Here is a 13,008-nt window from a genome sequence, read left to right on the forward strand (position 1 = left end):
CGATATCAGTAAGTTGTTTCGCTGGAATTCTCGCTGGCGGCGAAGTTTTTGTGAGATCCTCATGAGTTACGCTGCCTTTTTTTTGGTAAATAAAGTATTAATGCCTTGTGAGTCGCACCTCATCAGTAACGTCTCGGTCATGATTCACGAGCCATAGTCCGTAAGGCTTTCTCTCAGGGAACGGGCGCGGTTCGGATAAGTCGAAAGGGCATCGCGCAGATGAGAGAAGCTCAGCAACCGACGAGGCCGGGTTTTATGGGGCATGTCCTTGATTGGCTCCCTATGCTGGTATGCCATGTCGAGGCTGACGGGACGATTTCCTACTTGAACAGGGCCTGGGAGCATTTCTCGGGGTTGCCCCCCGTTTCACAGTCGCTTCTCTGGACGGATCTGCTCGCAGCGGAAGAGAGGCGGGTGCGTCGCAGCCCTCCCCCCGTCGCCTATTCCGTGCTGAAAAATATTGCGCTGCATCATGCTGGCAGCGAGCCGGTGCTGACCGATCTGCACTGGCAAAAGATGGGCGCTACAGAAGGTGGTGGTTGGATTCTTTACTGTCACCCCGTACCGGATTTCCCGCTTTTTGCCATTGATACAGACGCGACACAAGCAAGCGGACGGGCAGAGCACGCATTGCCTGTCTGCAGCGCAGTAACTTCTTTCTATCCTGCAGACCAGTCATGGGCAGGAAGGCGTCCAGCTGCTCAGACTGCCGCTGTGGCTACCGTGCCGGGGGCGAAATCGCGTGCTGCGCCGGAGGAAGAGCGCGATGAGAACCAGCCGCTTTCGCTCGCACGCCTTGCGTCCTACACAGCGCGCCGCGCCTTTCACGCTCTGGGCCGTGAGCTGGCGGCGCGGCGCGACACCGGAGAGCGTTGCGATCGTCTGACCGGCCTCTGTAATAGCGATGGTTTCGAGATCCGCCTCGAGCAGGCACTCGTCGAGGCTGCGCAGGCCGGGCGCAGTATCGGTTTTCTGCTGGCCGATATCGATTATCTGGGTGACCTCAACGATCTCTACGGCAGGGATGTGGGCGATCAGGTGCTCAAATTTGTGGCAGATCGACTCCGGCTCGTCACCGATCAGGATGAAGACGCCGCCCGCACGGGTGATGACGAGTTCTCTGCGCTCATCACTGGAGAGGTGACGGCGTCGATCCTTGCCGAAAAGGCTCAGGCGCTTCTCAGTTTCATCGACATGCCGCTCAGGATCGGCAGCAGGCAGATCAGGTTCGGCGTGAGTGTCGGGGCGGCGCTTTACCCTCGGGATGGTGATGGGGTCGTAAAACTGCGTCACGCCGCCCAATTGGCGCTCATCGATGTCAAGGCGCACGGACGCGGCGGGTTTCGTCTGTTCGATCAGAGCATGGCCAGGCGCAGTGACGGCGTCACTGCCCAGACGAATGTGGTCAGGCATATGCTCGATCACGATCTTGTCTATCCGGCCTATCAGGCCAAGGTAAGGCTTCGTGATGGGCAGCTCACCGGTGCCGAGGCGCTGATGCGCTGGCATCGTAACAGTGATGCCGCGAGCGGTCCGGATGCCTTTCCGGAGATTTTTCGCAATTACGATCTGGCGACGCGCGTTTCCGCCAGGGTGCAGGAACGCGTATTCGAGGATATCGGCCTGTGGAACCGGGCTGGGCTCATGCCGCCACCGATCTCGATCAATGTCGCGCCCGTCGAGTTCATGCAAGACGATTATGCCGAAAAGCTTTTGTCGCGGCTCGATAATCATGGTCTGTCTGCGAGACTGATCGAACTGGAGTTGACCGAACATGTTCTGTACCAGAACAGCGAGCATTATATTCATCGTGCCCTGACGCTGCTGCGGCGTGCAGGCGTGCGGATCACGCTTGATGATTTCGGTACAGGCTATTCGTCTCTGGGCTTCCTGCGGGATTTTCCCGTCTCGTCCATCAAGATCGATCGCAGCTTCATCCGCAAGATCTGCCAGGAATCATCCATGGAGGTGATCGTCGAAGCGATTATTCGTTTCGGTGAGGCCGTATCGGTCGATGTCGTGGCAGAGGGCATCGAGACCGTGGCGCAGCTCGCCCTGCTGCGTCGTATCGGCTGCCCGACGGGACAGGGATTTCTGTTTTCTCCGCCCGTGGAATCAACGGGCTTTGCGCGCCTTCTGGCCGGGTCGCGGCGTTTCGATGTGTGACGTCGCCGCGTATCCGTTGCCTTTTTTCCTGAACCTCGCTAACAATTCGCGCATTGTGCGAGAGTGACGGAACGGTAGACGTAGTCGGCTCAAAATCGACCGCCGCAAGGCATGGGGGTTCGAATCCCCCCTCTCGTACCAGATTTTTTATCGAAAACATGCTATTGACCGGGCCATGACTTGCGCCTTCGGGCCTGCCTCCGGCATATCTCGCGAACTTTCTTTCAGTTTGCCGGACCGATCATGCCCCAACGCCCTGTCAGAAAACCCGCCCGCCCGTTCTTTTCGTCAGGCCCATGCGCGAAGCGCCCGGGCTGGACGCTGAACGCGCTCGATGGCGCGCTGCTCGGGCGGTCGCATCGCGCGCCGGAGGGCAGGGCGCGGCTCAAGGAGGTCATCGATCGCTCTCATAGCCTGCTCGAAGCCCCCGGTGACTGGAAGATTGGCATCGTGCCGGCATCCGATACCGGCGCGGTCGAGATGATCCTCTGGGCGCTGGCGGGCGAACGCCCCATAGACGTACTGTCTTTCGAGAGTTTCTCGGGACTCTGGGCGCAGGATCTGCGCGATGTGCTCAAGCTCGACGCTCTCACGGTACACGAGGCGCCTTACGGCGCGCTGCCCGATCTGTCGACAGTCGACTGGTCGCATGACGTGGTCCTGACCTGGAATGGCACGACTTCAGGCGTCTGCGTGCCGGGGCCTGACAGCATTCCCGCCCAGCATGAAGGTCTGGTGATCTGCGATGCCACCTCGGCAGCGTTTGCCATGGATCTGCCGTGGGACCGCCTCGATATCGTGACCTGGTCGTGGCAAAAGGCTCTGGGCGGCGAGGCGGCTCACGGCATGATCGCGCTCAGCCCGCGAGCTGTTGCCCGGCTCGAACAGGCCGCCCCGCGTCCGCTCCCCAAGATTTTCCGCCTGACCAACAAGAAGGGGCTGATCGACGCGATCTTCTCTGGCGATACGATCAACACGCCCTCGATGCTTTGCGTCGAAGATGCGCTGGACGGGTTGAGATGGGCCGATGCCATTGGCGGTCTCAAGGGGCTCAAGATCCGCTCCCGTTCCAATTTTGAGACTGTCGCTCGCTGGGTTGCGCAGACCGACTGGGTGGAGTTCCTCGCTGCCGAGCCCAGCCAGCGTTCGACCACCTCGATCTGTCTGCGTATCGTGGCGCCCTGGTTTGACGAACAAAGCGTCGAGAGTCAGCAGAAGATCGTCAAGATCCTGACAGGCATGATCGCCGATGAAGGCGCCGGTTTCGACCTCGCTTCCTATCGCGATGCGCCACCCGGCCTGCGTATCTGGGGCGGGGCCACCGTTGAATCAGACGATATCGAGGCGCTTCTCCCCTGGCTCGACTGGGCCTATGAGAGCGTCAGGATGGAATACAGCGTATGAAACTGACCGACGAGCCCGATACAGCCCTTCTGCCTTCAGGGTTTATCGACCTGCTCCAGCATGAGGCCGAGGCTGAGGCGCAGGGAATAGAATCCGTGATGGAACTGTTCGCTGCTCATGGTTATGAGCGCGTACGCCCACCTTTGCTCGAATTCGAAACCTCGCTTCTGCATGGTGCCGGTCAGGCGCTCGAAGAACAGACTTTCCGCCTGATGGATCCGGAATCTCGGCGTATGATGGCGCTGCGCCCGGACATGACCACCCAGATCGCGCGCATTGCCGCGACACGTCTGGCAGCGACGGCGCGTCCGTTGCGCCTATCTTATGCCGGATCATGCATTCTGGTCGGCACGCCCGGCCGTGAAGGCCAGCGTCAGATCAGCCAAGCCGGGATCGAGCTGATCGGTGCCGATTCCGTCGAGGCCGATTGCGAGGTCGTGCTGATTGCCGCCGAGGCGCTCGAAAAACTCGGTGTCGAAGAGTATTCCTTCGATCTCTCCTGTCCGGCTCTGGTTCAGGCGCTGGTCGCGCTGTCGGGGTATACGGGGCAGCGCCGCGCTGCGCTGGTGCATGCGCTCGATCGCAAGGATATGGCCGCCGTGGCTGAACTTGGCGGTCCGGTTGCCTCGGTGCTGACCGCATTGGTTGAAGCTTGTGGCCCATCGGGTGCCGCTCTGGCCATTCTTGAAAAACTCGATCTGCCACCGGAGATCAGGCTGCATGCCGATCGTCTCGTTGCTGTCGTACGCGCGCTGCATGACCGTGCACCGCAGCTGCGTTTGACCGTCGATCCGGCGGAGTTTCGCGGCTGGCAGTATCATACCGGAATCTGCATGACGGTTTTCGCCAGAAGCCAGCGCGAAGAGCTGGGCCGTGGCGGGCGCTATCAGGCTCAGGGTGAGGAGCCCGCCTGCGGTCTCACCTTCCGGCCGGAAGTCCTGCTGCGGGCCGCTCGACCGATCGTCTTGCGCCCGCGTGTCTATGTGGCCGCCGAGATGCAGGACTCACCGGGGGCTGCACGGCTTCGCGCAGAGGGCTATGCCACGGTCGCCGGTCTCGACGCTGTCGACGACCTGCCTGCCGAGGCGCGTCGCCTGAATTGCACTTTCATTTTCGTCGCTGACGAACTCATCACGCTGTAAAGGGATAAGAGCATGTCCAACGTCACCGTCATCGGCACCCAATGGGGTGACGAAGGCAAGGGAAAGATCGTGGACTGGCTGGCCAGCCGTGCGGATATCGTTGTCCGCTTTCAGGGCGGCCATAATGCTGGTCATACACTTGTGGTGGGCGATCAGGTCTACAAGCTCTCTTTGCTGCCTTCCGGTCTCGTGCGCGGCAAAACCGGTGTGATCGGCAATGGCGTGGTGGTCGATCCCGAAGCCCTGCTTTCCGAAATCGACCGTGTTTCCGCTCAAGGTCTGGTGGTCAATCCCGAGACGCTCTGGGTGGCCGATAACGTGCCGCTCATCCTGCCCCTGCATGTTGCGACGGATCGCGCCCGTGAAGCCGCGCGTGGCGATCGCAAGATCGGCACCACCGGTCGCGGTATCGGCCCCGCCTATGAAGACAAGGTGGCGCGCCGTGCCATTCGTCTATGCGATCTGGCCGAGCCCGAAACGCTCGACTGGAAGCTCGATGAGCTGCTGCTGCACCACAATACGCTTCTGGCCGGTCTGGGTGCTGCGACATTCACCAAGCAGGAAATTCTCGACCATCTGGCAAAGCTCGCCCCGCGCGTGCTGCCCTTTGCCTGCTCGGTTTGGGAGCGGCTGGATGAGGCGCGTCGCGCCGGTCGTCGCATTCTGTTCGAAGGCGCTCAGGCCGTCATGCTCGATGTCGATCATGGCACCTATCCCTTCGTGACCAGCTCGAACACTGTCGCTGCCGTTGCGGCCAGCGGTAGCGGTGTCGGCCCCGGAACGGTCGGTTTCGTTCTGGGCATTGCCAAGGCCTATACGACCCGCGTGGGTGAGGGGCCGTTCCCCTCCGAGCTGTTCGACGATGTCGGTCAGAAGCTGGGTGAGCGTGGGCGCGAATTCGGCACCGTGACGGGCCGCCCGCGTCGTTGCGGCTGGTTCGACGCCGTGCTCGTGCGTCGTGCCGCCCGTGTGGGTGGCGTCAACGGTATCGCGCTGACCAAGCTCGATGTGCTTGACGGGTTCGAGGAAGTGAAGATCTGCGTCGGGTACGAGCTCGACGGTCAGGCGATCACGTCCTTCCCCTCCAGCCCCGCTGCTCAGGCGCGCCTGAAGCCTGTGTTCGAATCCATGCCCGGTTGGCAGGAAACGACTTTCGGTGCCCGTAGCTGGGCCGATCTGCCTGCTGCCGCGATCAAGTATATCCGCCGCATCGAAGAGCTGATCGAGGCGCCGGTAACGCTGCTTTCGACCAGCCCCGAGCGCGACGACACCATCCTGATGCGCGATCCCTTCGAGGATTGAGACGAAAAAGCGGGCCGAGAGGCCCGCTTTTTTTGATGCTTATTCGGCGGCTGCCGCGAGTGCTGCTGCTGAAGGCAGGCGGATCAGATAGTCGAAGGCTGAAAGCCCCGCCTTTGCTCCTTCGCCGGTGGCGACGATGATCTGCTTGAACGGTGTCGTCGTCGCGTCTCCCGCTGCGAAGATACCCGGTACCGATGTTGCATTATGGGTATCGACAACGATCTCACCGCGATCGCTCAGAACCACGCTGTCCTGGAGCCATTCCGTGTTCGGCACGAGACCGATCTGTACGAATATTCCTTCCAGCTCGATCTTGTGCGGCGTGCCGGTGGGGCGGTCGCGATAGGCCAGAGCGGTGACGCGGGTGCCGTCGCCCTCGACCTCGGTGGTTTGTGCATTCATGATGACACGCACATTCGGCAAGCTGAACAGCTTGTCCTGAAGCACTGAGTCGGCGCGCAGCACATCGGCAAATTCGAGTAACGTCACTTCCGAGGCCAGACCGGCGAGGTCGATGGCGGCTTCAACGCCGCTATTGCCGCCGCCAATCACGGCCACCCGCTTGCCCTTGAAGAGTGGGCCGTCGCAATGCGGGCAATAGGCCACGCCCTTGTTGCGATAGGCGTCTTCGCCCGGCACGTTCATGGCGCGCCAGCGGGCACCCGGTGCCAGAATGACGGAGCGACTACGCATCACAGCGCCGCTTTCGAAGCGGATTTCATGCAGCCCGCCAGGCTCTGCGGCGGGAATAAGCGCCGTGGCACGCTGGCCGGTCGTGATATCCACCTCATAGCTACGCACATGTTTTTCGAGCGCGGCGGCCAGCTTCGGCCCTTCGGTTTCCGGCACGGAAATGTAATTCTCGATGGCCATGGTATCCAGCACCTGACCGCCGAATCGCTCGCCGACAATGCCTGTGCGAATGCCTTTTCGGGCGTCATAGACGGCAGCGGCAGCCCCTGCCGGACCTGCACCCACGATCAGAACCTCGAACGGAGCCTTTTCGGAAAGCTGTTCGGCCTTGCGCGAGGCCGAGCCGGTGTCGAGCTTCGCAATGATGGCTTCCACATCCGTGCGGCCCGAGGCAAAGGGTTCTCCGTTCAGATAGATCTGGGGCACGGTCATGATGTTGCGCTCGGTGACTTCCTCTTGGAAAAGCGCACCGTCGATTGCCGTATGCTCGATGACGGGGTTCAGCGCGGCCATCGTATTCAGGGCCTGAACGACATCCGGGCAGTTCTGGCAGGACAGAGACATATAGGTCTCGAAACGCAGCGGGCCCTTCAGGCTGCGGATCTGTTCGGCCGTATCAGCCTCGATTTTCGGCGGGTGACCGCCAATCTGCAGCAAAGCGAGCACGAGCGAGGTGAATTCATGCCCCATCGGATGGCAGCAAAGGTCACGGCCTCTTCGCCATCTGTCCGGCGAATGCGAAAGGCGGGCGCACGCGGGCCGTCAGTGATCAATCTGGTCGTGATACGGTCAGAAAGCGCTGTGATGTCCTCGACAAGCGCAAGCATTTCCTGCGCCTTGTCGCTGTCATCGAGCGACGCTTCGAGCGTGATATCGTGACGCAGATTGGTCAGATAGCTGCGCAGCTGGTCCTTTATCGGTGTGTCGAGCATTGATCTTGTCCTGATAGGAAGCGGGCTGGACGGAGGCTGGATTGCGGGGCGTGCCCGGGGCACGCCGCACCGCAATCGCTCTGGCAGCGAGGAGGCGGAAAAGCCGGATTGTCGAGGTCGTGGATTCAGTCTTGCCGATGAGGTCGAGTGAGGGCGACAACGTATGAGCGCCTTCCTTCCACTTGGCCGGGCAGACCTCGCCAGGATGGGCGGCGACATATTGTGCAGCCCGCACCTTGTCGAGCAGGGCCGTTGCGCTGCGTCCTACGCCCCCCGAGGTGATTTCGATATACTGGATGCGTCCTTCGGGGTTGATCAGGAAGGTCGCACGATCTGCCACGCCGGCGTCTTCGATCATCACATCGAAATTACGCGCAATCGTGCCGGCCGGATCGGCGAGCATGACGTAATCGATCTTGCCGATAGCGGGCGACGCATCGTGCCAGGCCTTGTGCGTGACATGCTTGTCGGTCGAGACAGAGTAGATCTCGACGCCCAGCTTCTGGAACTCTGCGTAGCTGTCGGCCAGATCTTCGAGTTCGGTTGGGCAGACAAAGCTGAAATCGGCAGGATAAAAGAAAATGATGGACCATTTTCCTTTGAGGTCCTGATCGGTAACGGTAATGAATTTACCGCGACAATAAGCATCTGTCGAAAAGAAGTGGATGGATGAGTCTATTCTTGCCATGATCTTGTCTCCAGATTTCTTTGACTCAGGAAGAGCAAAATCACTCTGTCATGACGTATTGTTAAAGCAAAACAGATCGTTCTGATGTTTGTGATAGGGAAAACCGTTATACGTTCTGCAGACGCAGCACGTCCTTTTCAGCAAGGGGGGTGGGCGCCTGCCCGGCAAGGGCGACGAAAAAATCCCGCTCCCGCGTCACACGCCGGACAGATGCAAACGGCAAGTCAGTCAGTGCTGTCTGTCTGCTCATGAGAAGCCACCAGGAGTTTCGTTGCAAACCGGCTCGGTCGGTAGCCGGTCAGGCGGGTAAACACGGCGGAGAAAGCGCCGATGCTTTCATAACCGACACCAAGCGCGACATCCGTAACACGCTCGCCGAGGGCCAGTCTTCGTTGAGCCTCGATCATACGTAGTTTCTGAAGCCATGCGGCAAAGCCTGTACCGGTGTCCGCCCTGAAATGTCGCACGAAGGACCGAAGGGACATGCCCGCAAGCTCCGCCCATTCTGCCTGAGTGCGGTTGTCGTCAGGCGTTGCTTCCAGATGATCTGTCACACGCCGGAGGCGCAGGTCGGAGGGTATGACGAGAGCCGCTCTTGTCCGGGGCAAGGCGATCCACTCATCCCAGAAGGTTTCGGCCAGACGCGATGTCAGGGCGCTGACAGCCTTGCCCTGCGTCGTGCACGCCAGGCGTTCTGCCTGCGCGTTGAGGAGGGGGGTGCCTTCGGTCAGAAAGGGCGTATTTGGCAGAACGGCGCAGCGGGAAGGGTGGAGATAAAGCGTCCATCCTGCCATGGCGCCGTGAGAGCGTGCTTCATGAGGCAGATCGCGCGGGAGCCACAGTACCTGACCGGGTCCGACCGACCAGAACGCCCGCTCGGTATGAAACACCATGACGCCGCTTTCGATCCCGAAAATCTGTCCGTGTGTGTGGTGATGGCGGGGAGCGATGCGTCTTGTCTCCTGCGCGAGCGTTCCGCCGCCAAGCCAGAAGCGCGTATCGTTCGGAGCAGTACCGGGCAGAGAGAGGAATTCATTGGCGCACATGAGTCGATTAATGGCGCACAAACGCAAGAACGCCAAAGCCTGAGGCGTTAAAACCTTTTCTGGCGGGTCCCATTTGTGAATCAGGGGCCTTCGTCAGCAAAGGAGCTACGCCATGGAAATCGGATTTGTGGGATTGGGGGCCATGGGGCAGGCGATGGCCCGACGTCTGCTGGATGAGGGCCACAGCCTGACTGTGTGGAACCGCACGCGCAGCAAGGCCGACGGGCTGGCGGCGAAAGGGGCCGTTGTCGCGCAAAGCCCTGCTGAGGTGGCGCGACGCTCCGAGATCGTCTTTTCGATGCTGTTCGACGACGAGACGACCGAGCATGCGACATTTGGCCCGCAGGGGATCGCCGAAGGCTTGCGTGACGACGGGCTCCATATCTGTTGCAGTACGCTCTCGCTCGCCCAGGCAAGACGCTTGCGTGACGGTCACGGGGAGCGCGGGCAGAATTATGTCAGCGCTAACGTTCTGGGCCGCCCGCCCGCCGCCGAAGACGGATCTCTGTTCATCATCGCTGCCGGTTCCGTCGATCAGCTGGTCAGGGCAAAACCGCTTTTCGCTTCTCTGGGGCAGCGTGTTTTCGAGGCTGGTGCAGACCCGGTTCAGGCCAATCTGGTCAAGCTGTCGCTGAATTTCATGATCTATTCGACCATCGAGCAGATGGCCGAGGTCTTTACCGTCAATGAAAAGCTCGGCACTGACCCGCAGCTGCTTTTCGAGATCATGACGAACAGCTTCTATACGGCCCCTGTGCACAAGAACTACGGCAAGTTGATGGTCGAGCAGGAATACGACCATCCGGGCGCACCGGTCACGCTGGGGTTGAAGGACGTGGAGATGTTTCTCGATGCTGGGGGCGAGCAGGGCGTCGCCTTGCCTTTTGCCTCGGTCATGCGCGACAGGCTGATCAGCGCCATCAGCGCGGGCGACGCAGAGCGCGATTTTGTCGTGCTTCAGGAGCGTGTGCGTCAGGAGGCCGGTCTCAAGCCGCGCTGAGAGCGCTCAGCCATGATGCCATGCGGCCCCGGTATAGAAGAACCGGCCCATACCGATGGTGAAGATCAGACAGCCATAAAGACTATGTTCGAGGCAGGAGAGGCGCAGCGAGCGGTGACGCTCATAGTCCAGCGCGAAAAGCGCCCCTCCCGCCGTTGTCAGAACGATGGCGATCCAGTTCAGAAAGATCACATGCGCAAAGCCGAACGCAGCGGCGCTGGTCATGATACGCGCTGAAGCCGTGTCGAGCAGCAGGCGATAACGCCTGAAGAGAAAGGCGCGATACAGCATCTCCTGAGGCCATACGGAAAGCAGAGGGTAGAGGAGCAGGATGAGAAGCCAGAAACCTGGTTTATTGCGCGGTAGCTCAAGGAAATATGCGGGCCATAGCCACCAGGCGCCTACGGTGAGCAGCGGGGCAAAAACGGCGAATCGCAGGAAGATCGCCCTGATTTCGCGGCGCGGCTGATGCGGGTTGGGAAGCTGGTGGCGGAGGGTAAGGAACGCGAGCAGCGCCCCGACCATAGTGTGGCGAAGAGAATGAAGGGGCGCCTGATCTCGAGGATGAGAAGCGGCCCACCGCAGAAAAGAGTCAGCATTTCGAGGCGGAGATAGAGACGCTTCATCATAGGCTGGGGACCAGGGTTCTTCCAGTGGCCGACAGCGAGAAATAAGGGCGTCCAGCTTTAAGCAGACGCCCTTTACTCATCTCATTCGGTCACGCGGTCGCGGAGCGAAATACCTTCGTCCTGCTTGCGGCGCAGCTCGACTTCCGCCGCCATGGCTTTTTGCAGCTTCTCGAAGGCGCGTGCCTCGATCTGGCGGATCCGCTCGCGCGACACGCCATATTCATGAGAAAGCTCTTCGAGAGTCGACGGGTCGTCCTTGAGGCGGCGCTCGGTCAGGATATGACGCTCGCGCTCGTTGAGCGACTTCATCGCCTCGGTCAGGAGCGCCTGACGGCCGCTCATTTCCTCGGCTTCGCCCAGCGTGGTCTCCTGGCTCTCCTGATCGTCAACCAGCCAGTCCTGCCACTCACCTTCGCTGTCGCTGCGCAGCGGGGCATTCAGGCTGTGATCGGGTGCCGAGAGACGCTGGTTCATTGAGACCACGTCCTGCTCGGGTACACCGAGCGTGGTGGCAATCTTGTCGACCTGCTCCGGTTTGAGATCGCCGTCATCAATGGCCTGCATCTGCCTTTGAGGCGACGCAGGTTGAAGAACAGCTTTTTCTGCGAAGCGGTGGTGCCCATTTTCACCAGCGACCAGCTATGCAGGATATACTCTTGCATCGCTGCACGGATCCACCACATAGCGTATGTGGCAAGACGGAAGCCACGATCGGGGTCGAAGCGTTTGACCGCCTGCATCATGCCGATATTGCCTTCGCTGATCAGTTCGTTCAGCGGCAGGCCGTAGCCACGATAGCCCATGGCGATCTTAGCGACGAGGCGGAGGTGAGAGGTGACGAGCTTGTGGGCTGCGGCATCTTCTTCACGGTCACGCCAACGGCGGGCAAGTTCGACCTCTTCCTGTGGGCTCAGGATAGGGAATTTACGGATTTCCTGAAGATAGCGGGTGAGATTGCTTTCAGGACCAAGGGACAAAACGGCGGAAGAGGCCATTGGGCTGCAACTCCTTTCGCCCGGTGCAGTGAGGAACATTAACTACGGCATGTGGCCGTCAGAGTTCCCTTCACCGGGTGACGCTGGGTTAGGGAAGGATTTTCGTCCCCGCACGGCACCCTCTGCATGAGCGATGCCAGACGGTACGTCCATTCCGGCGGCGCGTCACTTCGTCGGATTGACTAAGAGCAGATCATACCGCGTTTTTGCTGTCAAGAAAACGTACTACATTACTCCTAATTAACCCCCACGCAGGGTTCGTAGCAGAATCTGGAAATCTTCAGGTGGCTCGGAGGTGAAAAGCAGCGTCTCTTTCGTGCGCGGATGGGTAAACCCCAGACGCGCCGCGTGCAGGGCCTGACGCGGAAAATCGAGCGCCGCCCTTCGCCCGGTTTCGCGTAAACCTCTTGCCGCGGCAGGGATGCGCCGCAGATAGACCGGATCGCCCAGAAGCGGGTGTCCCGCCTGAGAGAGGTGGACCCTGATCTGATGGGTACGCCCAGTGGCGAGCTTACAGCTTATGAGGCTTACCGAGGCATCGAACGCCTCGAGGCAGCGCACATGGTCAGGGCGTGCTTGCCGCCCTGGGTTACGACCGTCATGCGCTTGCGATCACGCTTGTCGCGCCCGATGGCGCCGTCATAGCTGATTGTCGAGGGCAGCAATCCCCAGGCAAGCGCCAGATAGGAGCGATCGATATCACGCGCCGCGAAGGCTTCTGACAGGGCATTATGGGCCATGGGTGTCTTGGCCACGACCATCAGTCCTGACGTATCCTTGTCGAGGCGATGGACGATTCCCGGTCGCTTTTCGCCCCCGATTCCTTCGAGGTCTTCGCCGCAATGGCCGAGCAGCGCATTGACCAGCGTGCCGGTTTCGTTACCCGGCGCCGGATGCACCACCAGCCCGGCAGGCTTGTCGAGTACGATCAGATCCCGATCTTCGAAAATGATCGGCAGCGCGAGGTCTTCTGCCTGCGGGCGGGCGGGGGTGGCGGGCGGGACGATCAGG

7 protein-coding genes, 1 tRNA gene and 4 pseudogenes are annotated in these 13,008 nt (G+C 60.5%); 6 read left to right on the top strand and 6 right to left on the bottom strand.

All coding sequences use genetic code 11. The annotated features are described in order from the left end of the window. Positions 1-282 precede the first annotated feature (282 nt). From JCM25414_RS21855 to JCM25414_RS11140, 5 genes are all read left to right on the top strand, one after another. The gene (locus JCM25414_RS21855; RefSeq protein WP_159101754.1) at positions 283-2,166 is read left to right on the top strand and encodes a putative bifunctional diguanylate cyclase/phosphodiesterase; all 1,884 of its coding nucleotides are present in this window, start codon (positions 283-285) and stop codon (positions 2,164-2,166) included. 57 nt (positions 2,167-2,223) lie between these two features. Further along, positions 2,224-2,307: transfer RNA gene (locus JCM25414_RS11125), tRNA-Leu, on the top strand. Between the two features lie 102 nt (positions 2,308-2,409). After that, positions 2,410-3,570: a phosphoserine transaminase gene (locus JCM25414_RS11130; protein ID WP_035443277.1), complete on the top strand. Its 1,161-nt coding sequence runs from the start codon at positions 2,410-2,412 to the stop codon at positions 3,568-3,570. Next, positions 3,567-4,712 (top strand): ATP phosphoribosyltransferase regulatory subunit, encoded by a 1,146-nt coding sequence (locus tag JCM25414_RS11135; RefSeq protein WP_025841693.1) that lies wholly within the window; start codon positions 3,567-3,569, stop codon positions 4,710-4,712. The genes JCM25414_RS11130 and JCM25414_RS11135 overlap by 4 nt, the downstream gene beginning before the upstream one ends. A gap of 12 nt (positions 4,713-4,724) precedes the next feature. Beyond that, a complete protein-coding gene (locus tag JCM25414_RS11140; protein ID WP_025841694.1) occupies positions 4,725-6,014 on the top strand; it encodes an adenylosuccinate synthase in 1,290 nt (429 codons plus the stop codon). A gap of 39 nt (positions 6,015-6,053) precedes the next feature. Here JCM25414_RS11140 and ahpF read toward each other — a convergent pair. The 3 genes and pseudogenes from ahpF to JCM25414_RS11160 all read right to left on the bottom strand — a co-directional run bounded on the left by ahpF (position 6,054) and on the right by JCM25414_RS11160 (position 9,373). Then, positions 6,054-7,639 (bottom strand): annotated as a pseudogene (gene ahpF / locus JCM25414_RS19505) (alkyl hydroperoxide reductase subunit F). Positions 7,640-7,769: 130 nt separating this feature from the next. After that, positions 7,770-8,327 (bottom strand): annotated as a pseudogene (gene ahpC, locus JCM25414_RS19510) (alkyl hydroperoxide reductase subunit C); the annotation flags it as partial. Positions 8,328-8,551: 224 nt separating this feature from the next. Continuing rightward, positions 8,552-9,373 carry an AraC family transcriptional regulator gene (locus JCM25414_RS11160; RefSeq protein ID WP_051535845.1) on the bottom strand — a complete coding sequence of 274 codons (822 nt, stop codon included), beginning with the start codon at positions 9,371-9,373 and terminating at the stop codon, positions 8,552-8,554. 112 nt (positions 9,374-9,485) lie between these two features. Here JCM25414_RS11160 and JCM25414_RS11165 point away from each other — a divergent pair, with 112 nt between their 5' ends. Next, positions 9,486-10,373, top strand: coding sequence for an NAD(P)-dependent oxidoreductase (locus JCM25414_RS11165; RefSeq protein ID WP_025841697.1), 888 nt, complete (start codon positions 9,486-9,488; stop codon positions 10,371-10,373). 6 nt (positions 10,374-10,379) lie between these two features. Here JCM25414_RS11165 and JCM25414_RS19515 read toward each other — a convergent pair whose 3' ends face one another. From JCM25414_RS19515 to JCM25414_RS19525, 3 genes and pseudogenes are all read right to left on the bottom strand, one after another. After that, the gene (locus JCM25414_RS19515; RefSeq protein WP_242403527.1) at positions 10,380-10,898 is read right to left on the bottom strand and encodes a CPBP family intramembrane glutamic endopeptidase; all 519 of its coding nucleotides are present in this window, start codon (positions 10,896-10,898) and stop codon (positions 10,380-10,382) included. A 185-nt stretch (positions 10,899-11,083) separates the two neighbouring features. Continuing rightward, positions 11,084-11,997: pseudogene (gene rpoH, locus JCM25414_RS19520) on the bottom strand (RNA polymerase sigma factor RpoH). A gap of 240 nt (positions 11,998-12,237) precedes the next feature. After that, positions 12,238-13,008, bottom strand: a pseudogene (locus tag JCM25414_RS19525) (RluA family pseudouridine synthase); the annotation flags it as partial.

It is taken from the genome of Asaia platycodi JCM 25414 (assembly GCF_000614545.1).
Taxonomy (GTDB): domain Bacteria; phylum Pseudomonadota; class Alphaproteobacteria; order Acetobacterales; family Acetobacteraceae; genus Asaia; species Asaia platycodi.

Bases quoted from the DNA above. Each gene is read 5' to 3' on its own strand.
- JCM25414_RS21855 (WP_159101754.1), top strand. From the start codon at position 283: ATGCTGGTATGCCATGTCGAGGCTGACGGGACGATTTCCTACTTGAAC.
- JCM25414_RS11160 (WP_051535845.1), bottom strand. From the start codon at position 9,373: ATGTGCGCCAATGAATTCCTCTCTCTGCCCGGTACTGCTCCGAACGAT.
- JCM25414_RS11165 (WP_025841697.1), top strand. From the start codon at position 9,486: ATGGAAATCGGATTTGTGGGATTGGGGGCCATGGGGCAGGCGATGGCC.
- JCM25414_RS11130 (WP_035443277.1), top strand. From the start codon at position 2,410: ATGCCCCAACGCCCTGTCAGAAAACCCGCCCGCCCGTTCTTTTCGTCA.
- JCM25414_RS19515 (WP_242403527.1), bottom strand. From the start codon at position 10,898: ATGGTCGGGGCGCTGCTCGCGTTCCTTACCCTCCGCCACCAGCTTCCC.
- JCM25414_RS11135 (WP_025841693.1), top strand. From the start codon at position 3,567: ATGAAACTGACCGACGAGCCCGATACAGCCCTTCTGCCTTCAGGGTTT.
- JCM25414_RS11140 (WP_025841694.1), top strand. From the start codon at position 4,725: ATGTCCAACGTCACCGTCATCGGCACCCAATGGGGTGACGAAGGCAAG.